General features: G+C 51.6%; 20 protein-coding genes. 18 read left to right on the top strand and 2 right to left on the bottom strand.

The window, feature by feature from the left end; translation table 11 throughout:
• The first annotated feature begins 270 nt into the window (after positions 1-270).
• The 15 genes from N1689_RS10845 to galE all read left to right on the top strand — a co-directional run bounded on the left by N1689_RS10845 (position 271) and on the right by galE (position 18,807).
• Positions 271-1,410: a polysaccharide export protein gene (locus tag N1689_RS10845; RefSeq protein WP_033733244.1), complete on the top strand. Its 1,140-nt coding sequence runs from the start codon at positions 271-273 to the stop codon at positions 1,408-1,410.
• A 9-nt stretch (positions 1,411-1,419) separates the two neighbouring features.
• Positions 1,420-1,854: a protein-tyrosine-phosphatase gene (locus tag N1689_RS10840; RefSeq protein ID WP_013358465.1), complete on the top strand. Its 435-nt coding sequence runs from the start codon at positions 1,420-1,422 to the stop codon at positions 1,852-1,854.
• A 12-nt stretch (positions 1,855-1,866) separates the two neighbouring features.
• Complete coding sequence (gene wzc, locus N1689_RS10835) at positions 1,867-4,044, top strand: tyrosine-protein kinase Wzc (protein WP_161732286.1); 2,178 nt, start codon at positions 1,867-1,869, stop codon at positions 4,042-4,044.
• A 275-nt stretch (positions 4,045-4,319) separates the two neighbouring features.
• Positions 4,320-5,459 (top strand): EpsG family protein, encoded by a 1,140-nt coding sequence (locus tag N1689_RS10830; protein ID WP_260058869.1) that lies wholly within the window; start codon positions 4,320-4,322, stop codon positions 5,457-5,459.
• Positions 5,460-5,473: 14 nt separating this feature from the next.
• Positions 5,474-6,178: an SGNH/GDSL hydrolase family protein gene (locus N1689_RS10825; protein ID WP_161732290.1), complete on the top strand. Its 705-nt coding sequence runs from the start codon at positions 5,474-5,476 to the stop codon at positions 6,176-6,178.
• Between the two features lie 34 nt (positions 6,179-6,212).
• Complete coding sequence (locus tag N1689_RS10820; protein ID WP_161732292.1) at positions 6,213-7,391, top strand: acyltransferase; 1,179 nt, start codon at positions 6,213-6,215, stop codon at positions 7,389-7,391.
• Positions 7,392-7,465: 74 nt separating this feature from the next.
• Positions 7,466-8,383: a glycosyltransferase gene (locus N1689_RS10815; protein ID WP_253419287.1), complete on the top strand. Its 918-nt coding sequence runs from the start codon at positions 7,466-7,468 to the stop codon at positions 8,381-8,383.
• Positions 8,384-8,452: 69 nt separating this feature from the next.
• Entirely contained in the window at positions 8,453-9,205 is a 753-nt protein-coding gene (locus N1689_RS10810) for a glycosyltransferase family 2 protein (RefSeq protein WP_260058867.1), read from the top strand.
• Between the two features lie 46 nt (positions 9,206-9,251).
• Positions 9,252-10,286 carry a glycosyltransferase gene (locus tag N1689_RS10805; RefSeq protein ID WP_161732296.1) on the top strand — a complete coding sequence of 345 codons (1,035 nt, stop codon included), beginning with the start codon at positions 9,252-9,254 and terminating at the stop codon, positions 10,284-10,286.
• A gap of 82 nt (positions 10,287-10,368) precedes the next feature.
• On the top strand, positions 10,369-12,585 hold the full coding sequence (locus tag N1689_RS10800) for a phage tailspike protein (protein WP_260058866.1): 2,217 nt from the start codon (positions 10,369-10,371) through the stop codon (positions 12,583-12,585).
• Positions 12,586-12,743: 158 nt separating this feature from the next.
• Positions 12,744-14,006, top strand: a complete 1,263-nt coding sequence (wcaK, locus tag N1689_RS10795) for a colanic acid biosynthesis pyruvyl transferase WcaK (protein WP_260058865.1) — start codon at positions 12,744-12,746, stop codon at positions 14,004-14,006.
• Between the two features lie 4 nt (positions 14,007-14,010).
• Positions 14,011-15,234, top strand: a complete 1,224-nt coding sequence (locus N1689_RS10790) for a glycosyltransferase (RefSeq protein ID WP_161732302.1) — start codon at positions 14,011-14,013, stop codon at positions 15,232-15,234.
• Positions 15,231-16,571 carry a lipopolysaccharide biosynthesis protein gene (locus N1689_RS10785; RefSeq protein ID WP_033733234.1) on the top strand — a complete coding sequence of 447 codons (1,341 nt, stop codon included), beginning with the start codon at positions 15,231-15,233 and terminating at the stop codon, positions 16,569-16,571. The genes N1689_RS10790 and N1689_RS10785 overlap by 4 nt, the downstream gene beginning before the upstream one ends.
• 277 nt (positions 16,572-16,848) lie before the next feature.
• Complete coding sequence (gene galF / locus N1689_RS10780) at positions 16,849-17,751, top strand: UTP--glucose-1-phosphate uridylyltransferase GalF (RefSeq protein ID WP_161732304.1); 903 nt, start codon at positions 16,849-16,851, stop codon at positions 17,749-17,751.
• A 42-nt stretch (positions 17,752-17,793) separates the two neighbouring features.
• Positions 17,794-18,807: a UDP-glucose 4-epimerase GalE gene (galE, locus tag N1689_RS10775; protein ID WP_161732306.1), complete on the top strand. Its 1,014-nt coding sequence runs from the start codon at positions 17,794-17,796 to the stop codon at positions 18,805-18,807.
• Between the two features lie 72 nt (positions 18,808-18,879).
• Here galE and rfbA read toward each other — a convergent pair whose 3' ends face one another.
• Together rfbA and rfbB are read right to left on the bottom strand one after the other, a co-directional pair.
• The gene (gene rfbA / locus N1689_RS10770; RefSeq protein WP_161732327.1) at positions 18,880-19,752 is read right to left on the bottom strand and encodes a glucose-1-phosphate thymidylyltransferase RfbA; all 873 of its coding nucleotides are present in this window, start codon (positions 19,750-19,752) and stop codon (positions 18,880-18,882) included.
• Between the two features lie 10 nt (positions 19,753-19,762).
• Positions 19,763-20,827: a dTDP-glucose 4,6-dehydratase gene (rfbB, locus tag N1689_RS10765; protein ID WP_260058862.1), complete on the bottom strand. Its 1,065-nt coding sequence runs from the start codon at positions 20,825-20,827 to the stop codon at positions 19,763-19,765.
• 478 nt (positions 20,828-21,305) lie between these two features.
• On the opposite strand from rfbB, the gene rfbC reads away from it, so the two are divergent.
• The 3 genes from rfbC (at position 21,306) to N1689_RS10750 (ending at position 23,629) form a co-directional block, all read left to right on the top strand.
• Complete coding sequence (rfbC, locus tag N1689_RS10760) at positions 21,306-21,842, top strand: dTDP-4-dehydrorhamnose 3,5-epimerase (RefSeq protein ID WP_260058861.1); 537 nt, start codon at positions 21,306-21,308, stop codon at positions 21,840-21,842.
• On the top strand, positions 21,839-22,717 hold the full coding sequence (rfbD, locus tag N1689_RS10755; protein ID WP_260058859.1) for a dTDP-4-dehydrorhamnose reductase: 879 nt from the start codon (positions 21,839-21,841) through the stop codon (positions 22,715-22,717). The genes rfbC and rfbD overlap by 4 nt, the downstream gene beginning before the upstream one ends.
• A gap of 99 nt (positions 22,718-22,816) precedes the next feature.
• Positions 22,817-23,629, top strand: a complete 813-nt coding sequence (locus N1689_RS10750) for a glycosyltransferase (protein ID WP_237566671.1) — start codon at positions 22,817-22,819, stop codon at positions 23,627-23,629.
• Positions 23,630-23,638: the final 9 nt, after the last annotated feature.

The following is a 23,638-nucleotide window of genomic DNA, read 5'->3' as shown; positions in this document are numbered from 1 at the left end:
ACGCGCGCTCCGAGGTGTTATGCCGTTGTCAGGCGTGTCGTTAATAGCGGCCATCATCAGGGATATCGCAGTGCATCTATAGTCCGCTATGATGCAAGGCGTTTCGGGTACACCCTGGTTGATGGCCACTACTTATAACAAGTGGAGCAAGGATAATGAACGACAGGTTCAGAGCTTAAGGCTTAAGTCAGCCAGGATTTACTTTTTGTTGGACGCTTACACAGCGGCGGTTTCGCCTCTATCAATAAATAACTGATAGCGAAGATCTAAATGATTACAATCAAAATGAAATTGATACCCTTGCTGGTATCCGCCACATTCCTTGTCGGGTGTACTGTCGAACCCGGTTCTCGTCTTTCTACATCAGGAAAAGATGTTATTGAGCAACAGGATAGCAACTTTGACATCGATAAATATGTCAACGTCTTCCCGTTAACGCCTTCACTGGTTGAGAAAATGCGTCCTAAGCCTCTGGTGGCTCAGGCGAACCCTTCACTGCAGAACGAAATTCAGAACTATGAATACCGTATCGGTGTGGGCGATGTCCTGACCGTGACGGTCTGGGATCACCCGGAACTGACGACACCTGCGGGCCAGTACCGTAGCGCCAGCGACACCGGCAACTGGGTACATTCTGACGGCACTATCTTCTATCCCTACATTGGCCGTGTGCGTGTAGCGGGCCGTACTGTTGGCGAAGTGCGTAACGAAGTAGCACGCCGCCTGGCACAGTACATTGAAAGCCCACAGGTTGATGTGAGCATCGCCTCGTTCAAATCACAGAAAACCTATGTCACCGGTTCGGTCACGACTTCAGGTCAGCAGCCGATCACTAACGTGCCATTGACGATTCTGGACGCGATTAACGCTGCTGGCGGCCTGGCCCCTGATGCTGACTGGCGTAACGTCGTGCTGACGCACAACGGTCGTGAACAGCGCGTCTCTCTGCAGGCACTGATGCAGAATGGCGACCTGAGTCAGAACCACCTCCTCTATCCGGGCGATATCCTTTACGTTCCGCGTAACGATGATCTGAAAATCTTCGTGATGGGTGAAGTGAAGCAGCAGGCGACCCTGAAAATGGACCGTAGCGGCATGACGCTGGCGGAAGCACTGGGCAACGCGGCCGGGATGGATCAAACCACCTCTGACGCCACCGGCGTCTTCGTTATCCGTCCACTGCGCGGCACCGATCGCAATAAGATTGCCAACATCTATCAGTTGAACACCAAAGATGCGGCATCCATGGTGATGGGAACCGAATTCCAGCTTCAGCCATATGACATCGTGTATGTCACCTCAACGCCGCTGACGCGCTGGAACCGTGTGATCTCGCAATTACTGCCAACCATTGCGGGTATCAACGATGTGAGCGAGAGCGCACTGCGTATCCGCAACTGGTCGAACTAAGGTCTGACCATGATTACGTCCGTGTTAGTCGTTTGCGTTGGCAACATCTGCCGCTCTCCGACCGGAGAGCGCCTGTTTAAACGTGCGCTGCCCGATTTAGATGTTCGCTCTGCCGGCCTGGGGGCGCTTGTCGGCCACCCGGCCGACAAAATGGCATCCTCTGTTGCCGAAGCGCAGGGTCTGTCGCTGGAAGGCCATCAGGCACAACAGTTAACAGCCGAAATGTGCCGCAACACTGACCTGATTCTGGTCATGGAGAAGCGACATATTGAACAGGTGAATCGCATCGACCCCGCCGCACGTGGCAAAACCATGTTGCTTGGGCACTGGCTCAATCAGAAAGAAATTGCGGATCCGTACCGAAAAAGCCGTGAGGCCTTTGAAGAGATTTACGGATTACTGGAAAACGCTACCCAGAAATGGGTCAACGTATTAAGCCGATAGTTGGGATTATCCATGAATATAAAAAATAAGGTCAGAACCGCGCCGGGCGAGGAGTCGAATGGATGGGATCTGGCACATCTTGTGGGACAGCTCATTGACCATCGCTGGATCATTGTTGCCGTTACTGCATTTTTCATGCTGGCGGGAACACTCTACACACTGTTTGCGACACCGATTTATAGCGCTGATGCATTAGTTCAGGTTGAGCAGAAGAATGCCAGCACCGTTCTGAACGAGATTGACAGCATTCTGCCACCGACACCTGCCTCTGATACGGAAATCGAGATTCTGGAATCCCGTATGGTCATCGGCAAAACCGTTGACGATCTGGGTCTGGATACCGTGGTTGAGCAGAACTACTTACCGGTCATCGGCAAGGGTCTGTCGCGCCTGATGGGCAACAAACCCGCCAGTATCGCGATTTCGCGTCTGGAAATCCCACGCACTATCGACAAACGTAACGTTGAACTGGAAGTGACCGGTCCGGATAGCTACACCGTCTCTAAAGATGGCGATGAGCTGTTCAAAGGTAAAGTCGGCCAGCTGGAGTCGCACGGCGACATCAGCATGCTGGTAAGCGAGATTCATGCCGATGAAGGCACCAGCTTCACCGTGACCAAGCTGAATGACCTGCAGGCGATCCGTTCTGTGCTCTCTAACCTGACCGTGGCAGACAAAGGTAAAGATACCGGCGTACTGGGTCTGGAGTATCTGGGTGAAGATCCGGAGCAGATCAGCAAAGTGCTGAACCAGATTGTGAACAACTATCTGTTACAGAACGTTGAACGCAAGTCAGAGCAGGCCGAGAAAAGCCTGGAGTTCTTACGCACGCAGCTGCCTGCCGTTCGCAGCAAGCTGGATGAAGCAGAGAACAAGCTGAATACCTTCCGTCGTCAGAACGAATCTGTTGACCTGTCACTGGAAGCGAAATCTGCCCTGGACTCCTCTGTCAGCGTGCAGAGTCAGTTGAACGAACTGACCTTCCGTGAAGCAGAAGTCTCCCAGCTGTTCACCAAAGATCACCCGACTTACCGCGCGCTGCTGGAAAAACGCAAAACGCTGGAAGGTGAGCAGGCTCAGCTGAACAAGAAAATTTCTGGCATGCCACAGACTCAGCAGGAAATCCTGCGTCTGACCCGTGACGTTCAGTCTGGTCAGGAGATCTACATGCAGTTGCTGAACCGTCAGCAGGAGCTGGGCATTAGCAAGGCGAGCACCGTGGGTGATGTCCGCATCATTGACAGCGCGCAGACCGCTAACTCACCGGTTGCACCGAAGAAGCTGCTGATCATTGCTGCGAGCCTGATTCTGGGTCTGTTCGTATCAGTAGGTCTGGTTCTGCTCAAAGCACTGCTGCATCACGGCATTGAGAATCCGGATCAGCTGGAAGAGCTGGGTATGAATGTCTATGCCAGCGTTCCACTGTCTGACTGGCAGCGTAAGAAGGATACCGAAGCACTGGCGCGCCGTGGCAGCAAGGTGAAAACCGATCCGCACGAAACGCTGCTGGCATTGGGTAATCCGACTGACCTCTCCATTGAAGCGATTCGTAGTCTGCGTACCAGCCTGCACTTCGCCATGATGGAAGCGAAAAACAACATCCTGATGATCACCGGTGCCAGCCCGGGTATCGGTAAAACCTTTATCTGTGCCAACCTGGCGACTCTGGTCGCGAAAGCAGGTCAGCGTGTTCTGTTTATCGATGGCGACATGCGTCGTGGTTATACCCACGAACTGCTGGGCGCGGATAACAAATCTGGCCTGTCAAACGTGCTGTCTGGCAAAACTGAGTTCAGTCCGGCGCTGATTCAGCAGGGCGTGTACGGTTTCGACTTCCTGCCACGTGGTCAGGTTCCGCCAAACCCGTCTGAGCTGCTGATGCATCGTCGCATGGGTGAGCTGCTGGAATGGGCGAGCAAGAACTACGACCTGGTGTTAATCGATACGCCACCCATCCTGGCCGTCACCGATGCCTCCATTATCGGTAAGCTGGCCGGCACCTCACTGATGGTGGCGCGTTTCGAAGCCAACACCACCAAAGAAGTGGACGTCAGCTTCAAGCGCTTTGCCCAGAACGGTATTGAGATTAAAGGTGTGATCCTCAACGCCGTGGTGCGTAAAGCTGCTAATTCATATGGCCATGGTTATGACTACTATGCCTATGACTACAGCAAGCCCGAAAAAAGCTGATCATTGAGTAATAAACAGGGGGCGGTCTGACCGCCCCTTTTTATCGTCCCTTTGAATGACGACACGCATCAATTTACACAGGTTATTCTGTCCAAACCCACGAAAGCGATACCTCTATAAATCGCATGGCGAGCGTCACTCAACAGAATTCATCACCAGCATGGCATCGCCTGCACGCAACTTGTGACCGTGCTATCAGACCCGGAAAAGCAAGCCGGGAAGGCGAAGCGTGATTATTGCTGGCATGAGAACTTGTGGAATTAAGGAATCACACCATGGCTCCATATTGGTATGTATCAGGCTTTTTACTGCTGCTTTCGCTGTTTGAAATATTGCTAAAAAAAGACGAACGCACCTCCCATATTCTGACTTATCTGCTCTGCATCGCGACCGTGACGCTGATTGTGTTCGGCGGTATCCGCGGACTTGGCACGGGCATGGATGATTATCAGTACCGCAGCTTCTTTGAAGATTTCGTCCGGCGCATCGAGGTCAACGGCTTCTTCAATACCGTAGCATTTTTCCGCTATGAACCGCTGATCTTTGCCATTGCCTGGCTGACCAGCCTGATTTCCCATAATGCCAGCGCCTTTCTGTTTGTCTTCTCGATCCTCGCGGTGGGGACGAACGCCATCTTCTTTAAAAAGATGTCACCTTATCCGGTGCTGGCACTGGCGCTCTATTCGGCCCATATCTTTATTAACAAAGATGTTAACCAGATCCGTTTTGGTCTGAGCTCGGCCTTTTTCCTGGGAGTAATCTGGACGCTTTATCTGAAGCGTTACTGGCTGGCGTTTGGCTTCTTTGTTCTCTCATTTATCAGCCACAATACTGCGGTCATGGTGGTCACGCTGATCCCCTTCCTGTTCCTGCGTGAACGTCGCTGGTTCCCGATTGCGATTATTGTGTTGAGTATTCCGGCTTCGAAAGTGGGTGGGATGGGCTTCGTTACAGCCATTGCCGGCCATCTGGGGGGATTAGGGGAGAGGGCCGCTGGCTACAACAATGACAACGCAGCGACAGCCAGTACCGGCAGTGTTTTCTCGGTTTCGAACCTGAAAAACGTGGCGCTGGTCTTTATTTTTGTCTACTTCATGCTGTCGAACCGCCTGAAGCGTGACAATTATGATGTCTGGCGACTGAATTACCTGCTGATTATTACCTTCGCAATCGGGGGGGCTATCAGGATCTTTTTCTACAACTACTCATCGGGCGCTCGTCTCTCAAACTACCTGCTGCAGGTAGAGCCAATAGTGCTGACGCTGTTGATCTACCAGTCTAAGAGAGCCTGGAAGCCCGCGATGTTTGCGATGTTTGTCTTCTTCCAGATGTACTACCTCTACTACAACACCATCTCGCTTAAACAGGCGGTTGTGGGGTATGAAGTGGCGCGTGAATTCAAGTTAGTTCACTAAGACGAGAGCTGAAAATGATTCGATTCCTCCCCCTGTTAGTGATTGCTGCGCCGTTAATGGTGCAGGCAGCCGATGCTCCGGCTGCGGTTGTTATCGCAGCCTATGGCGACTCGACGACCGCCGGTGTGACTTCTTCTGGCGGACGTAATGTCATCAGCAAAGAGAATGAAATGACTTATCTGCAGCAGATGCTGCAGGAAAAATATGGCCCGGACATCCGTATTGAGAATCATGGTTCGCCAGGCGCACAGGTTTCAGAACTGATTAACGCGAAAGAGAGCTGGGAACAGCGTATGGCGCAATCCGATGCCAGCATCATTCTCATCAACTATGGCATCAATGATGCGCGCGTCTTTTCAGGTAAAAACCACTCTCATGGCGCAGAAAGCCCGCAGGATTTTAACCGTATCCTGACGGACCTGGTGAAAACGGCGAAAGCGCATGGCAAACAGGTGGTGCTGCAGCAGCCTAATCCGCTGTGTGGCCGTGCAGAGCAATGGAATGTCTGGCCTTATGTCTATCAGATAAATGCGGTGGCCCGCGAACAGCAGGTCCCGGTAGTAAGACAGTATGAACTGATTAAGCAGCAGAAAACGTGGAACAGTCAGATGTCTCCTGACTGTATTCACCCGACGAAAGATCTTTATCAGTTAAAAGCGCAGCAGACGTTCGCGCTGCTGAGCCACGATTTTGATGCCGTTTTTAAATCGACTCACTAATTAAGTTATTTAAAAACAGAAGGAGCAGGGCGGTATGTACGTACTCATGATGGTGCTGTCATTAGTCATGGCACTGATGGTATTACGGTTATTTTCATTCCATCGCGGCGTTTATAACGGCAGCGGTATTAAAAGTATCTCGGGATTGCGTGCGCTGCTGGCCAGCATCGTCGCCTTTTCACACTTTGCGCATTACGTCTATTCACTCGACCATGAGTGGATCTTTGATAAAGACTATTTTGCATGGGTGTCGCAGGGAAACTTTTTTGCCAACTCCGGTAAATTCGGTGTCGCCCTGTTTTTCATGATCTCAGCTTTTCTGTTCTATCGCTGGCTGGACAACGACAAGCTGACCACCGCTGAACTGACACGCAAATTGCTGAAGTCACGCGTGCGACGCATTGTGCCGATGTTCTGGTTCTCTGCACTGCTGATCGTGGTCATTGGCTGGTTCAGTGGGGATGTGGTGGCGAGCGGCGCAATGCTGGTGGACGGGCTGCGCTGGTTCCTGTTTATCGGCAATTACCATATCGGTTCAATTCCGACGGCTAATATCAACGCGGGTGTCGAGTGGACGCTGCGACTGGAATGGCTGCTCTATCTGTCAATTCCGTTCATTTACCTGCTGAATCGTGCCACCGGTGGCCGCTTTAAGATGCTGCTGATCATGGGATCGATTGGCGGAATTCTGGCCGTCGCTATCGCGCTGCGTCTCTGGGGCACCGCCTATACCGATCCCCGTCCGGTGCTGGGCTTTGCAACCGGGTATCTGGCATGGCATTACCGCGACCGCTTTATGGCTTTCCGCTCCTCAGGTCTGGCGGCGGCAATGGCCATTGCTCTGGCCGTTATCGCGCTGTTCTTTACCAGTAGTACGTTCTACTACCTGATTTTCCTCTGCCTGCTGGCCGTGGTGTTTTTCATTATCAGCAGCGGCAATTCGCTGTTCGGCCTGCTGGAAAGTAAAACCCTGATGTCGGTCGGTGAGGTCAGCTACAGCCTCTATCTGATCCACGGCATCGTGCTCTATTTCATCAAGATGATTCCAGAATCATTGATTCAGCATAACTTTGTCTTCTACACCTTGCTTTCCACGCTGTTCTTTGTGGCCTCCTTCTATGTTGCCAGACTGACCTATCTCTGCGTTGAGAAGCCCTTTATCACCAGCAGTCAGAAGAAAAAAGAGGCGGCCAACGCTTCGGCAACAATTTAGGACATCACCGGTTACCCTGCCACGTCCTAACGTTATATATTTGAATTGTAAATGTTTTTAATGAGGTGCTGGCAATGAAGGACATTCGCTTCTCTATCGTGATCCCCGCTTACAATGCGTCAGAATCGATTGTAACTACGCTGGATTGCGTTAAGGCGCAGACGTATCGCAATTTTGAAGTCATCATCGTGGATGATAAATCGGCGGATGCCGCCGCGCTGGCGGAGGTGGTTCGCAGCGAACGCTACCAGGATCTCGACATCAATCTTGTGCTCTCTGAGGTTAAGCTCAACGGAGCCGGTGCGCGTAATAAAGGTATAGAGCTGGCGACCGGTGATTATGTCAGCTTCCTTGACGCCGATGATGAGTGGGCCGCGGACAAACTGCAGCAGGTGAACGAAAAAATTGCGCAGCTGGAAGCCCAGGGCAAAAAGAACGTCGTCATTTTCAGCCAGGTGAATATCTACCAGGATGGGACCTTCCTGAAAGTGATGCCGATGCAGCCACCGGGTAAAAATGAAACCGTTGCGGAATATCTGTTCGGCTGTTACGGCTTTATCCAGACCAGCACGATTGTGCTGAAGCGCGAAGACGCGGCGAAGATTCAGTTCGATACCCGCTACATCCGTCATCAGGATTATGATTTCTGCATTCGTGCCGACCGCATGGGCTATGACTTTGTCATGATCGCCGCACCGCTGGCGAACTACCACCTGGTCACGAAATTTGGCTCGAAACACAAAGGCGAATCGGTGAACTACTCGATGTTCTGGCTTGATAGCATGAAGCCGCATCTTACCCCGCGTGATATCCACACCTACAAAGCCTTTAAGCTGCCGCTGCGCTACAAAATGGATGGCAAGTCGCTGATGGCGAGCCTGAGCTTTGCGCGTTACTTCTTCCTCACCAATAAAGACAACCGTGCTTATTTTATGAACCGGGTTAAAGACAAGGTCAAAGCACGTTTCGGCGGTGAGAAAGCACACTCCTGACGCACGCCGCGCCTCGTTCTGCTCCTGACGCCAGGAGCACCTCTCTTTTCGTTTAATTCAGGGTTGAAGATGAATACTTCTGTTGGAACCGTTGGCATTGTCATGCCTATGTATAATGCACGTCAGACGGTATTACGCGCTGTGCAATCGGTTATCAATCAGCGCTATACCGACTGGCACCTCTATCTGGTTAATGATAAGTCCACCGATGACTCGCTGGAATTTGTGCGCGAGCATTGTCAGGACCCGCGCATTACTATTCTGGATAACGCCGTCAACATGGGTGCAGCAGAGACCCGCAACGTCGGGCTGCGCGCGGCGACTGAAGAGATTATCGCGTTTCTCGACAGCGACGATGAGTGGCATGCCGATAAACTGACCCAGCAGGTTGCGGCCATCGCGGCGGGTGATGATTTTGTGATTACCGAATATCACTATAAAACCCGCAAAGCTGAGCACGACATCACCTACGGCAAACCTTACCTGCAGCAGGAAAACTTTGTGAAGAAGCAGTATCGCGTCTGTTTCTCTTCTGTCTGTTTCCGCCGTCCACCGCAGGGTCTGTTCTTCCAGCGAAAAGGACACGAAGATTTTCTGTTTTTGTATGAATTATTCACCCGCTATAAGCAGGCACGCGTAATTCAGACGATTCTGGTCAACTATTACGAGTTAGGCGATTCCCTTTCGCGTAATAAGAACAAAGCGGCCCAGTGGCACCTTGAACTATTAAGAATTATCTATAAAAACAATCCGTTAAAAATCTATTACTATTACGCCTGGTATATGGTGAATGGTGTGCTATTTACCCTTAAGCATCGTTAAGCCTGTCGGCAGGATTGTCTTTAAAATTTGAGGTGGATAGCGTTTCATGAAAAAAATTGTCCTGGTGATCAAAGATGCTTATTCGTATGCGGGCACCGAGAACATCTGTAACTTTATGTCAGAGTGTCTTGGCGAAACGCATGACGTCACCATCTACTCGCTGGAAGGTAGCGGTAAAACCTTTTATCCGTTTGAGCATGTCAGAGAAATCGTCAGCTTCGAAGGGCAGAGCAACCCGATTAAAAGCGCGGTAGCGCGAATTAACGAAGAGGGTTTCGATACCGTCTTCCTGATCAGCATGGGTCGCCTGAGCGTGATGTTCGCCTTCTGGAATCTGCTGGCCATGAAGAAGAAGCGAGGCAAAGCCTACGCCTGCGAACATATCGCCATTAACTCCTTCAGCAAACCGATTAAGTTCCTCAAGTTTCTGCTGCTGCGCTACTACGATCGCGTGATTGTTCTGACCGAAAAAGATCATCAGGTGTTCAGCCGCTGGCGCATTCCCAGCAAGCCAATCCCCAACCCGGTGGTATACAAAGGCTATCAGCGTCAGACCCGTCATCGCCAGGCGCTGGCGGTGGGCCGTCTGGATAACCAGAAGGGCTTTGATCTGCTGCTGGATATCTGGCGCGACTTCTCCCGCACTCATGCCGACTGGACGCTGGTGATTGCCGGTGACGGCGAACTGCGTCAGCAACTGCATGACCAGGCGGCCGTGCTGGGCATTACCGACAGCGTGAAGTTTGTCGGCAAGGTCAGCAATATCAATGACTATTATCGCGACAGCGACATGGCGCTGATGACGTCGCGCTATGAAGGTTTGCCACTGGTGCTGCTGGAAGCGAAATCCTGGTCACTGCCGGTCGTCGCGTATGACTGCCCGACCGGGCCGCAGGAGATCATCAACCACGGTGAAGATGGATTCCTGGTCCCGATGAATGACAAAGCCACGTTTCTGGCCCGAATGGAGCAGCTTGCCACCGATGACGCGCTGTTCTATGCCATGAGCGAAAAAACCAGACAAACCGCGCTGAAATTTGACGGTAATCAGATTAAGCAAAGCTGGCTGTCATTGGTTTAACAGAAGCTGGAAAAGCTCACTTGCGACGTGCCTCAGGGACACCGCCATGGCCAATGGCCTTATTGACTACGGGAATTGATGCATGAAAAGAAGAGAAGTTTTACAGACCGCCGCCTCCGCTCTGGTGGGGGCTCTCTCCGTGAGCACCTTTTCCAGCTACGCTGCAAAAAGTAACGGCATTGCCCTGAAGCCGGTTGATGCGGCTGCTATCCCTAAAGGCGACGTGCCTATCCTGACGCCAGAGAATGTCTACGCCATGCCACCACAGTTCTGGCAGGGCTTTGAGGGCAAACTCTGGATTGGTAAAGCGGGTGTGGATGCCAGCAAACCGGGTAACCAGATTCCGGTCTTCCTGCGCGATGCCAGCGGTAAAGTGTCTGAGATTGCTCAGCCTATCGCGCTGAACAAGGGCAATTTTACCCAGTTTATTCAGGACAACGCTGCGCTGATTGCCGATCCTTCTCATTCGATGACGGTCGAGGACAACAACGGTCAGACCCTGTTTAATATCGCCGATGTCAGCCGTCCGGGCGCCGCTGATTTCAGTCAGCGTCTGGCTCAGCCGGCGGGTTATCAGCTGATTGGCGAGATCGCGTCTGTCGCGGAGTTACGCAAAACCCGTCCGCTGTTTGAAGGGGCCAAGGTTAAGCTCAAAAGCTGGCATGAAGGACGGGAAGTCGGCGGCGGTGAGTTTGTCGGTAGCTTCCAGTCCACTCAGAATGATGGCGGCGTAAACATTGCCGGTGAGGGCTTCTCATGGCGTCGTGTGGTAGACGATTTCAACCGTCTGACGCTGTTTGATTTCGGTGCGATTGCCGATGGCCAGACCGATACAGCCCCTGCCATTATGGCAATGTTCAATTGGTCACAGCAGGCTAACCAGCAGATCTGCGTCCAGTTCCCGGCCGGGACCTTTATGGTTTCCGCCTGTAATCTGGGCGAGAAGAATCTCAATCTATTCCGCATCTCAGGGGCGATGGTTAACTTCGGCTACTTCCCGGCGACCACGATTGTCTCTGATGGTAAGTCAGATTTTGTTTTTGAGATGAATGCCCGTCGGGTCGAGCTTTCTAACCTGATTTTTAACGGTAATAGCGATAAAAACCCGAATCAGCAGGGCTTTTTCCATAACACGTGTCCTGGCGGACAATTTTTCCGTGGGGCCTGCCTGCGCTTTACCGCAGTAGGCGGCACGGCCATCAGTCTGCAGGATACGCTCGATTGCAAAATCGATCAGTGGTACGCCTCACGCTGCAGCGGTGATGTGATCAAAGCAGGCTGGTCTGGTCAGAAGCAGGGCAACTGGGATCACAGTACCGCAATCGAGCTGTCAAACTTCAATGCGCAGCACTGTCGCGGCGGCAAGGTTCTTAACCTGGCGCGCTGCGCCCAGTCGATTATTCACAATGGCTGGATTGAGCACTGTGATAATCCAGGCGATATCTCCAACGGCCAGTGGATTATCGATGCATTAAGCCTGGAAGATTGTAAGAATCCGCTTATCGCCCATAACAGCCGCCTGAATATGCGTCAGACCAGCCTGCAGTCGGGCAGCTGGATAGATAACTCCATGCAGGGCGATCGTCTGCTCAGTATCTGGGAAATGGGCTCGACCCGTGTGGAGTCTTACGGCGTCGCGCTGGATGGCAGCCTGAATTATAACTACATCACCTCGCGCTGGCGTTTAGAGAACAATACGAACCAGGAGACCTGGTTTGACCTTGGCAGCCTCTACTCACCGACGGTGGGTGATTCGTGGGAGATCGAAATCTTCGGTCAGTCGCAGTTCAGTAACGGCAGTGGCGATAAGCCGCTGATGAACCTGATTGGCGACAAGACCACCGGCGGCCGCGCAGTGATCCACGTGCAGCGCAAGAAAGACCTGTCGGAAGCGAGCTGGTCGGCCGAAGGCAGCAGCCCGATTGTGGATGTGCGCTACGTGGCTGAGCATGACACCGATGTCCGTATCTTCGTCAAACTGGCGGGCTGGACGCCGTCGGCGGCCGTGCTGGTGAAAACCACCGGTAAAGATCGCTTTGTGACCGGTCGCTGTGCGCGGGTCAATGCAAAGATGGAGAAGGGCAATCCGCCATCGGGTGACGCGGCCAAACGCGCGCCGCAGCGTTTCAGCCTGCACAACGGCAAAGCGGGCGTGGGTGCCAACGAGCAGGGCGATCTGCTGATGGCTTCCCGTCCGCTCTCCGCCGGGCAGGTCGATACCAGTAAGCCGGAAGGCTTTGTTTCCGTGGTGATCAACGGTAAACAGGTTGCGTTGCCTTACTTCGCGATTAAGTCATAACCCCTTGTATCAGGGCCGCCAGAATGGAGGCGGCCGGTTTAACAGGAGCAGTACCTTTGGGTGCGTTATCCCGTAAAGCATGACTTTAAACAGCGTTCATTTTGCCCATTTCGGATCTGGGCGGCTTACAGAATTAAAAAAATTTATTCGGAGTTGTTATGAAAATTTTATTGGTGGGTAACCATACGTGTGGGAATCGCGGGGATGGCGCGATTCTTCGTGGACTAATCGATTCAATGAAGTCTGCACGCAGTGATTTAGACATTGATGTTATTAGCCGTTATCCAACCAGCTCCGGTTATCTGCTCCAGCAGGATATTCAGCAGGATGCGCTGTATCTGCACAACAGCAAATCAGGTAAAGGTCTGGTCGGTTCGTTTAAGCGTAAAGTGGCGAATCGTCTGATGCCCGATATCATGATGGCGCATCTGGGCAAGGGCGGGATCTTTAAGTCGTTCTCTGTGCCGCCTCACCTGAAGGCCTTTACCGAAAGCCTGGCAAAATATGATGCGATTATTCAGGTTGGCGGATCCTTCTTCGTCGATCTCTATGGCGTGACCCAGTTTGACCATGCGCTCTGTGCGCTGATGGCGAAAAAACCGATCTATCTGATCGGCCACTCAGTGGGACCTTTCCAGAACCCGCGCGTCAATGCGCTGGCAAATTTTGTTTTTGATCGGGTCGACAGCCTGGTGCTGCGTGAATCGGTCAGCCTTGATCTGATGAAACGCGATGGCGTGACCAGCTCTAAAGTGGCATCGGGTGTGGATACCGCTTTCCTGGTGCGTGCGCGTGAAGTCGAAAACCCGAGCCATAACTTGCTTTACTGGCAGGGCATTATCGATGGCCGTAAAACCATCGCGATTACCGTGCGTGAACTGGCGCCGTTTGATAAACGTCTGGGTGTCACACAGAAAGAGTATGAAGCGGCGTTTGGCCGGGTGATTAATGCCATGATTGCTGAGGGCTATCAGGTTGTGGCGTTCTCCACCTGTACCGGCATCGACAGCTATGCCAAAGATGACCGCATGGTGGCACTGACGCTGCGTGACCACGTGGCGCAGCCGGAACATTACCATGTCATCATGGACGAGTTTAATGACCTGGAGCTGGGCATTCTGCTGAGTCACTGCCATCTGACCATCGGTACCCGCCTGCACTCGGCGATTATCTCCATGAACTTTGGCACCCCGGCTGTGGCAATCAACTATGAGCACAAGTCGATGGGTGTAATGAACCAGTTGGGTCTGCCGCAGATGGCAACCGATGTGAAAAGCCTGATGGACGGCTCGCTGATCGACAAGGTGAAAACGGTTCTTGCCGATTACGACAACATTAAGCTTAAGGTCAATACGGCCGTTGCGAATGAAAGGGAAATTGGCAACCGGATCACTGAAGAGATTCTCAAAGTATTAGGGTAATGTGATGAAACTGACTTTTTTCACCATGCGTTTCCCGGTTGCCTCTGAGACATTCGTTCTAAATCAGGTGACCCATTTTATTGATGCCGGTTACGAGGTGGAGATTATTTCAGTCTTTCCCGGCGATTTAGTGAACCGGCATGCGGCGTTTGATGAGTATGGTCTGGCGGCGAAGACGCACTATCTGCTGCCGGAAGAGAAAGTCTCGATTGTTGATAAGCTGAACCAGCGTATCAAACTGGTGCTGCCAAAAGTAACGAAGCCGTCGCTGCTGCGTTCGCTGAATGTACGCCGTTATGGCGCGCAGTCCAGCAAACTGCTGCTGCCGTCGATTGTAGCGAATGCTAAGCAGACCTTTACCGCAGATGTGTTTCTGGTGCATTTCGGCTATGCCGGCGCACTGGCAAACAAACTGCGTGAACTGGGCGTGCTTAAGGGTAAACAGGCGACCGTGTTTCATGGCGCTGATATTTCCCGCCGTCACATTCTGGAAGAGCACAAACTCGACTACGTGAATCTGTTCCGCCAGAGTGAGCTGATGCTGCCCATCAGCCATCTGTGGGAGAACAAGCTGATTGAGATGGGGTGCCCGCCGGATAAAATTCACGTGACGCGTATGGGCATTGAGCCGGAGAAGTTTAACTTCCAGCCGCGCCAGGCGTTCCATACGCCGCTCCGTATCGTTTCGGTGGCGCGTCTGACCGAGAAAAAAGGCCTGGATGTGGCGGTGAAAGCCAGCGCCATCCTGAAGCAGCGTGGCGGTCAGTTTCAGTACACCATTATCGGCAACGGCGATCAGGATGAGATGATGCGTGATTTCATCGCCCGTGAGGGGATGGAAGATTGTGTCAGCATGCCGGGCTTTAAGCCGCAGGAGGAGATCCGTCGTGCGCTAAGCGAGGCTGACATCTTCCTGCTGCCGTCCAAAACCGCCGCAGATGGCGATATGGAGGGTATTCCGGTCGCACTGATGGAAGCGATGGCGGTTGGCCTGCCTGTGGTCTCTACCTTCCACAGCGGCATTCCGGAGCTGATTGAGAACAACGTTTCTGGCTGGCTGGTGGAAGAGGACGACCCCGAGGCGCTGGCGGAAACGCTGCTGAAGTTGTCTCAGGGCGAAGTCGATGTGGCGCCCGTGGTCGCGGCCGCCCGTCACAAAGTTGAGACTGAATTTAATCAGCATATCGCCTACGGCGAACTGGCACAGATTCTGGAGCGACTGGTGTGAGTGGATTTAAGTCACAGGCGATTTGGCTGTTCGGCAGTACCTGCTTTTCTGCGGTGCTGCAGGTTGCACAGCTGAGCTTTCTCGCCCGCAAACTGGAAACCCACGAGCTGGGCCTGTTAGCCATCATCAACGCCATCCTGGCGGTGGCGGGTGTGTTGCAGGATATGGGGATGAGCAGTTATCTGGTGCATCGCCAGAACATTACCCGTCGTGAGCAGAGCACCATCTACTGGGTGAACGTCTCGCTCAGCCTGTGTACCGGGTTGATCATGTTGCTGATCGCCTTCCCGGTCTCCTGGTTCTATCACCTGCCGGAGCTGACCGGGCTGATCATGCTGACCAGCCTGAACTTCCTGGTGCTGGGGCACCTGTCGCAATATCAGGCGCACTACATCAAAACCAAGCGGATGGTCTCGCTGGCGAAGATTGAGATGGGCACCAAACTGTTTGCCTTCCTCTGTGTCGTGGCGATGCTGGAGTTCACCTCGCTGACGGTGGCGGCGGCAATTCTGGGTCTGTTCATCAACGCCTTTACGCGCATCCTTTGCATGATTGCACTGGGTGAGAAGTCGTGGCGTCCGACCTGGGAGTTCGACAAAGCGACCTTCTTCGGCGCGATTCGCTACGGCAGCTATCAGCTCGGTTCGCAGACCATTAACCAGTTACGTACCCAGGCGGATGCGCTGGTGGTCGGTAAAGTCATGGGTGCTGAGATGCTGGGCGTTTACTCGCTGGCGAAAGAGCTGGTGCTGCAACCGCTGAAGCTTGTCACGCCGGTGATTAATCGTCTGGCACTGCCGCGCTTTGCTGAGAAACAGCACGATGCCGAGCAGCTGAAAAAGCTGTTCCTGAAAGGTACGCTGGGGATCATGCTGTTCAGCAGCGCCATGTATCTGGCCATTGGTATCTTCTCGCCGGTTATTGTGCGTGTGCTCTATGGCGCATCACATGAGCAGGTCTATCACCTGATCCCGCTGATGCTGCTGTTTGGTATGCTGCGGCCGATGGGGGGGCTGACCGGGGCAATTTCCCAGGCCAACGGACGGACCAACGTTGAGTTCTACTGGAACATCGTGGCGAGCATTGTGGTCCTGGCGGTACTGGCGACCACCTTTATCTGGCCAAACGTGCTCTACGTCGCGCTGACGCTCTCCATCTCGCAGATTCTGATCTCGGCACTGGCGCATCCATTCTTTATCAAGCCGGTGATTGGCATTCGGTTTATTCCTTATGCCCGGCAGTGGGTGGCCGTGTCGGTGGTATTTGTTGGCGTGATGCTGCTGGTAAATCACTTTAATCTGTTTGTGATGCCAGAGTGGTTTGAAGGCTGGCTCTGATTACAAAGCGTTATATCAACGGGCGGCCTCAGGGTCGCCCGTTTTCATTTATAGCTGGTCTCAGCCATGCAACGAAGAGTGCTGTAGGTCACAGTGGCAATATTCGATTACTGATTGTCTTTATTCAGTTTATGGTGTTGCTGGCAATGGGCAAAATGCCGAATTTCCAAGTTATGACAGAGAGTTACTGTCCGCTTTTCAGATAAAGATTATACTTGCTCTTCCGGCCGATCCTGCATAATCGACCCACATCTTCATTTTATTAAACGGAATAAATATGACCAAGCTTAAAGCAGTAATCCCGGTTGCGGGCCTCGGTATGCATATGCTCCCTGCGACTAAAGCCATTCCGAAAGAGATGCTGCCTGTCGTCGACAAACCGATGATTCAGTACATCATTGACGAGTGTGTTGCCGCGGGTATTAAAGAGATTGTGCTGGTCACGCATGCATCGAAAAATGCCGTAGAAAACCACTTCGACACCACTTATGAACTCGAAGCGCTGCTGGAAGCGCGCGTGAAGCGTCAGCTGCTGAGCGAAGTGCAGTCTATCTGCCCGCCAGGCGTCACCATCATGAACGTGCGTCAGGCACAGCCGCTGGGCCTGGGCCACTCGATTCTCTGTGCCCGTCCGATGATCGGTGATAACCCGTTCGTGGTCGTACTGCCAGACGTTCTGCTGGATGACTCAACGGCTGACCACATGCGTTATAACCTCGCTGCGATGGTTGCCCGTTTTGAAGAGACCGGCCACAGCCAGGTCCTGGCGCAACATATGCCCGCGTCCAATCTCACTGAGTACTCGGTAATCACCACTGCAGAGCCGATTGATCACCCTGGCGACATCAGCACCATTACCGATTTCGTTGAGAAGCCTGAAGATACCACCGGACTGAACTCTGACCTGGCCGCGGTTGGCCGCTATGTCCTTTCTGCTGATATCTGGGCAGAACTGGAACGCACGGAGCCAGGCGCCTGGGGCCGTATCCAACTGACCGATGCGATCGCCAGCCTGAGTAAGCACAAAACGGTTGATGTCTCTCTGCTGACCGGTCACAGTTTCGACTGCGGTCGTAAACTGGGTTACATGCAGGCGTTCGTCTCTTACGGACTGCGCAACAATGCGCAGGGTCGCGATTTCCGCGAAGCTATCCAGACGATTCTCGCAAAACAAAAGTAATTAAATCGCCGCGTCATGCGCGGCAGATTGAAAGGAGCTCACATGGCAATTTTAGTAACGGGTGGAGCAGGCTATATCGGCTCCCATACGGTACTGGCGCTGTTGCAGCGCGGTGATGATGTTGTGGTTCTGGATAACCTCTGCAACGCCTCACGCGAAGCCATTAACCGCGTGGAGAAACTGGCGGGTAAGAAAGCGACCTTCGTCGAGGGCGATATCCGTGACCGCGCCTGTCTGCGTGACCTGTTCGCAGCCAACAGCATTTCAGCCGTAATCCACTTCGCTGCGCTTAAAGCAGTCGGTGAATCTACGCGTATGCCGCTGGAGTACTACGAGAACAACGTCGCGGGCACAGTGGTACTGCTGGAAGAGATGCGTGATGCCGGCGTCTGGAACTTTATCTTCAGCTCATCAGCGACCGTCTACGGCGCAGATGCACCGGTTCCTTACGTTGAGACTACGCCAATTGGCGGCACCACCAGTCCGTACGGCACCTCCAAGCTGATGACCGAATTCGTCATGCGCGACTTCGCCAAAGCAGAGCCGAAGTTTAAAGCGATTGCCCTGCGTTACTTCAATCCGGTCGGCGCGCATGAGTCTGGTGAAATCGGTGAAGACCCGACCGGCATCCCGAACAACCTGCTGCCCTATATCGCGCAGGTCGCGATTGGTCGTCTGGAGAAGCTGGGCGTGTTTGGTGGCGATTACGATACGCCAGACGGCACCTGCCTGCGTGACTACATCCACGTGGTTGACCTGGCGGAAGGGCACCTGAAAGCGCTGGATCACCTGAGCAAAGTGGAAGGCTACACCGCCTTCAACCTGGGCGGCGGCAAAGGCTTCTCCGTGCTGGAGATGATTAAGGCATTCGAGAAGGCGTCCGGTAAAGCGATCCCGTTTGAGATCAAGCCACGCCGTGACGGTGACCTGCCTGCGTTCTGGGCCGATGCATCACTGGCGAACAGCGAGCTCGACTGGCGCGTGACGCGCGGAATCGATGAGATGATGCGCGATACGTGGAACTGGCAGAGTAAGAACCCGGATGGGTTTCGGTAATTGAAAAAAAGGCGAACTCCGGTTCGCCTTTTTAATATTTAAACTATCCGGCAGAGCCTTTGCTGTGGCGGATTAAATCTTTTCGTCGATCAGGTTTTGCAGATACTGACCATAAGACGTTTTTGACAGTAATTTAGCCTGAGTGGCTACTTCGTCATAATTCAGCCAGCCTTTGCGCCACGCAATTTCTTCGAGGCAGGCAACCTTCATACCCTGACGTTTCTCTATCGTATGGACAAACTGCGAGGCCTCAATCAGGCTGTCATGCGTTCCCGTATCCAGCCAGGCGAAACCACGTCCCAGCAGTTCAACGTTCAGCTGTCCTTTCTCCATATACATTTCATTCAGCGTAGTAATTTCCAGCTCACCACGAGCGGAAGGCTTAACCTGTTTAGCCATTTCTACAACGTTTTTGTCATAGAAATAGAGCCCGGTAACGGCCCAGTGAGATTTTGGCTTCAGGGGCTTTTCTTCGATAGACAGTGCGCGGAAGTTTTCATCGAATTCAACCACACCAAAACGTTCCGGATCCATGACCTGGTAACCGAATACAGTGGCGCCGCTTTTTAACTGCGCTGTGGACTCCAGCTTTTTACCGAAGCTCTGCCCAAAGAAAATATTGTCACCCAATACCAGGGCACAGGAATCACCGGCTATGAAATCTTCACCAATAATGAAAGCCTGAGCAAGGCCATCGGGAGAAGGCTGGACGGCATATTCCAGCTGAATCCCAAATTGACTTCCGTCATCCAGTAAACGCTTAAATGAAGGAAGATCGTCTGGGGTAGTGATAATCAGAATCTCTCTGATTCCTGACAGCATCAATACCGAAAGCGGATGATAGATCATCGGCTTATCGTAGATAGGCAGCAACTGTTTAGAAATGCCACGGGTGATAGGATACAGACGTGTTCCGGATCCTCCGGCTAAAACGATGCCTTTCATAAAATACCTTTTATTTGTGTAAACCGAGACGTTCGCCTGCGTAAGCGCCACTTTGAACGCGCTGCCACCATTCGCGATTATTCAGATACCATTCAACAGTTTTACGGATCCCAGTTTCAAACGTTTCCTGAGGCTTCCAGCCCAGTTCGAGAGCAATTTTGCTGGCGTCGATTGCGTAACGCATATCGTGGCCAGGACGATCGGTCACGTGAGTGATGAGATCAGCAAAGTGCTCAACGCCCTTAGGTTTGTCAGCGACCAGCTCATCCAGAATGGTGCAAATTGTTTTGACCACATCGATATTTTTGCGCTCGTTGTGACCGCCAATATTGTAAGTTTCGCCCACTTTCCCTTCGGAAACGACTTTGTAAAGAGCACGCGCGTGATCTTCAACATAAAGCCAGTCACGGATTTGCAGACCTTCGCCATAAACCGGCAGAGGTTTGCCCGCAAGCGCATTCAGGATTACCAGGGGAATCAGTTTTTCCGGGAAGTGATAAGGGCCATAATTGTTTGAGCAATTGGTAATCACTACCGGCAAACCATAAGTCCGGTTCCATGCACGCACCAGATGATCGCTTGCGGCTTTAGAAGCAGAGTAGGGGCTGCTTGGCGCATAAGGAGTGGTTTCCAGGAAAAGATCATCCGTACCGTGCAAATCGCCATAGACCTCATCGGTAGAGATATGGTGGAAACGGAAAGCCTGCTTCTCTTCAGCGGATAATGCGGACCAGTAAGCCCGGGCTGCTTCTAACAGCGTATAAGTACCTGTGATGTTGGTTTCGATAAAAGCCGCAGGGCCTTCAATAGAGCGGTCAACATGGCTTTCTGCCGCCAGATGCATCACGGCATCGGGTTGAAATTCTGTAAAGGCTTGCTTCATGTCGGCTGCATTACAGATGTCGGCCTGCATGAACTTAAAGTGCGGATTTTGTGCAACGGTAGTTAAAGATTCAAGATTGCCAGCATAGGTGAGGTTATCCACAACCAGTACTGTCGCCTGAATATCATTAATAAGATGCCTTACGACGGCAGAACCAATAAAACCTGCACCACCTGTAACAAGAATTTTCATGAATTAAAGCTCACCAATTTGCTATCGCGAAGTTATCCAGCATATCAAACCGCAGGATTAGAGATAATCTAACCACAGGTTAGGGGAGCAAATTATACCTGTAACCTTGGCTGCCTCAACTACTGAAGAGTAAAAAATGCGCATACAGCAACAGTTTCAGCTATTTTTTTCCTGCTCTACAACGTTCAGGCAGGATGATTAATCTCAACAAAACCTTATCGGAGCCCCTCCCTTCTGACAGCCTGAATTTAGCAGGATTAAATATTGTTCAAGTCAAGGTGATGTTACTCTTTTCTTGGGATTATGTTTTCAGTTACGCCTTAAAAAGTCTAAAAAGAATTATCGCCGCAGGGTTCAGCGCCAATCGGGTTAATGCTAAAATCAGGCACTTGAAACTGGATGCTCTGACTGCGCGAAAATGCCTGCCAAAAAAGTCAGCACCAGAAACATGTTTTAACAGACGACGAGCGGTGTGGTAATGAAAGTAACTGAGACGCGTGTACAGGGTGCTAAACTCATTGAACCAAAGGTGTTTGGCGATGAACGGGGCTTTTTTCTCGAAACTTTCCAGAAAGAGCGTTATCAGACGCTTCTGAATATTGATTTAGATTTTGTTCAGGACAATCATTCCCGTTCGTCTAAGAATGTTTTGAGAGGCCTGCACTTTCAGACTTCGAAACCACAGGGCAAACTGGTGCGTGTGGTTCGGGGAGAAGTTTTTGATGTGGCGGTCGATATACGTCCGCAATCTCCCACTTTTGGTCAATGGGCTGGCGTTTATCTTTCTGAAGAAAATAAAAACCAGTTCTGGGTTCCGCCCGGTCTGGCCCATGGGTTTGTTGTTATTTCAGAATTTGCCGATTTTGAATACAAGTGTACCGACTACTATGACCCGCAAAATGAGGGCTGCCTGTTGTGGAACGATCCGCACATTGATATCAAGTGGCCTGTCACCGAGCCGCTGCTGTCCGGTAAAGATGCACAAGGTATGCTATTCAGAGAGCTTTTCGAATGAAAGTACTTTTAACTGGCGCTTCGGGCCAGGTGGGGTCCTGTTTTAAGGATCTCGTCAAAGATAAATTTCCACAGGTCACGTTGCTGGCAACCGATCGTTCTCAGTTGGACATTACGGATGCAGTAGCTGTTAATCATGTCGTCGGGCATTTTAAGCCAGACGTCATTTTCAATGCTGCCGCTTATACTGCCGTGGATCGTGCTGAATCAGATCCTGAAGGTGCCTGGAAGGTAAACGTACAGGCTGTAGAGAATCTGGTACATGCTGCTCAGCATTATGATGTTTTTTTTGTACACATCTCAACCGATTATGTCTTCAACGGTGAGGCAGACACCCCGTGGGTTGAAGATCATCCCTGCGCGCCGCAAAGCGTCTACGGTTCCACTAAATTAGCGGGTGAAAAAGCAGCGCTTGCTTATGATCGCTCCATCGTGATGAGAACCTCATGGGTCTTCAGCGAGTATGGCAATAATTTTCTAAAAACTATGCTGCGTTTAGGAAAAGAACGTTCTGAGTTGAGCATCATCGACGATCAGCTTGGATGTCCTACTTATGCAGGCGACATCGCCAGTGCTGTGATGGAAATAATTCTTGCTGCTTCGCGCCTTACCGGGATTTATCATTATAGTGGTGCTGGAGAGGTCAGCTGGTTCGGTTTTGCAGATGCGATTCTGAAAAATGCCTGTACATCCGGACTCCTGGAAAAAATGCCTGAGCTAAAGGCTATACCGACTACCCAATTCCCAACGCCTGCCAAACGGCCAAAATATTCCGTCATGTCTACAGCAAAGATCGCTGCCGCAGGCATCAAGCCTGTCAGTTGGCTGCCACGCGTTGATTCAGTCTTGCAAAAGCTTAAAACAGGTCAGCCCTGACACGCTGACGTTTATACTGCATGCTAATCAGAAGAACAGTTAAGCACCCGGTATGGGTGCTCAATTCAGACAGATTTAACGATGAATGGTAACCCATATATGCAAATTGTCGCCTCAATCGTTCTGTATCGTCATACTCAGACAGACATTGAGCCAACACTGGCCTCTCTGTTAAGCGAGGAAACGATTGAGAAGATCGTACTGGTGGACAACGGTGGCGCTGACTGGGCTGCGAATCTGAATCATCCGCGTATAGAATATATTCAGGCAGGGAGTAACCTGGGCTTTGGCGCGGGACACAACATAGCCATAAAAAAATACCTGAGTCGGTCTGAGTATTTTTTAATCTGCAACCCTGACATACGTTTTCAGGAGGGTGCGGTTTCATCGTTGTATCAGGTAGCTAAAAAAAATAAATACAAATTTCTTTCGCCATCTATTGTCTATTCTGATGGTTCTAAACAGTTTAGTTGTCGACTTTTGCCTACTCCGGTCAACCTTTTTGCACGCAGGTTTATTCCAGCGTTGGCAAAAGATATGGATAAAAAATATGAGTTAAGGAATGCCGACTTTTCTAAGGTCTTTACTGTGCCTTCGGTGTCTGGGTGTTTCATGTTTTTAGAATCCGAACTTCTTGCCAGACTGGAAGGTTTCGACGACAGGTACTTTATGTATATGGAAGATATTGACCTCTGTCGGCGTGCGCTGAAATATACGGATATTATTTACTACTCAGATGTCACAATCACACATCTTTTCAAAAAGGGTTCGTATGAAAGCAAATACCTATTATTGCAACATATTTTGTCATCGATAAAATATTTCAATAAATGGGGATGGTTTTTCGATCCGCTAAGACGCTCGAAAAATAAAGAGTGTTTAAAATCGGTGCCAATCAAGGCCAATACGTAAATGCTGTTT

This window comes from Pantoea sp. XY16 (assembly GCF_025153065.1).
GTDB lineage: Bacteria > Pseudomonadota > Gammaproteobacteria > Enterobacterales > Enterobacteriaceae > Pantoea > Pantoea alfalfae.
Note: the sequence above shows the minus strand (reverse complement) of the source record. Positions and strands in the feature narration are given on the sequence as shown.

Coding starts and splice junctions, on each gene's coding strand:
- N1689_RS10845 (WP_033733244.1), top strand. CDS start 271: ATGATTACAATCAAAATGAAATTGATACCCTTGCTGGTATCCGCCACA.
- N1689_RS10840 (WP_013358465.1), top strand. CDS start 1,420: ATGATTACGTCCGTGTTAGTCGTTTGCGTTGGCAACATCTGCCGCTCT.
- wzc (WP_161732286.1), top strand. CDS start 1,867: ATGAATATAAAAAATAAGGTCAGAACCGCGCCGGGCGAGGAGTCGAAT.
- N1689_RS10830 (WP_260058869.1), top strand. CDS start 4,320: ATGGCTCCATATTGGTATGTATCAGGCTTTTTACTGCTGCTTTCGCTG.
- N1689_RS10825 (WP_161732290.1), top strand. CDS start 5,474: ATGATTCGATTCCTCCCCCTGTTAGTGATTGCTGCGCCGTTAATGGTG.
- N1689_RS10820 (WP_161732292.1), top strand. CDS start 6,213: ATGTACGTACTCATGATGGTGCTGTCATTAGTCATGGCACTGATGGTA.
- N1689_RS10815 (WP_253419287.1), top strand. CDS start 7,466: ATGAAGGACATTCGCTTCTCTATCGTGATCCCCGCTTACAATGCGTCA.
- N1689_RS10810 (WP_260058867.1), top strand. CDS start 8,453: ATGAATACTTCTGTTGGAACCGTTGGCATTGTCATGCCTATGTATAAT.
- N1689_RS10805 (WP_161732296.1), top strand. CDS start 9,252: ATGAAAAAAATTGTCCTGGTGATCAAAGATGCTTATTCGTATGCGGGC.
- N1689_RS10800 (WP_260058866.1), top strand. CDS start 10,369: ATGAAAAGAAGAGAAGTTTTACAGACCGCCGCCTCCGCTCTGGTGGGG.
- wcaK (WP_260058865.1), top strand. CDS start 12,744: ATGAAAATTTTATTGGTGGGTAACCATACGTGTGGGAATCGCGGGGAT.
- N1689_RS10790 (WP_161732302.1), top strand. CDS start 14,011: ATGAAACTGACTTTTTTCACCATGCGTTTCCCGGTTGCCTCTGAGACA.
- galF (WP_161732304.1), top strand. CDS start 16,849: ATGACCAAGCTTAAAGCAGTAATCCCGGTTGCGGGCCTCGGTATGCAT.
- galE (WP_161732306.1), top strand. CDS start 17,794: ATGGCAATTTTAGTAACGGGTGGAGCAGGCTATATCGGCTCCCATACG.
- rfbA (WP_161732327.1), bottom strand. CDS start 19,752: ATGAAAGGCATCGTTTTAGCCGGAGGATCCGGAACACGTCTGTATCCT.
- rfbB (WP_260058862.1), bottom strand. CDS start 20,827: ATGAAAATTCTTGTTACAGGTGGTGCAGGTTTTATTGGTTCTGCCGTC.
- rfbC (WP_260058861.1), top strand. CDS start 21,306: ATGAAAGTAACTGAGACGCGTGTACAGGGTGCTAAACTCATTGAACCA.
- rfbD (WP_260058859.1), top strand. CDS start 21,839: ATGAAAGTACTTTTAACTGGCGCTTCGGGCCAGGTGGGGTCCTGTTTT.
- N1689_RS10750 (WP_237566671.1), top strand. CDS start 22,817: ATGCAAATTGTCGCCTCAATCGTTCTGTATCGTCATACTCAGACAGAC.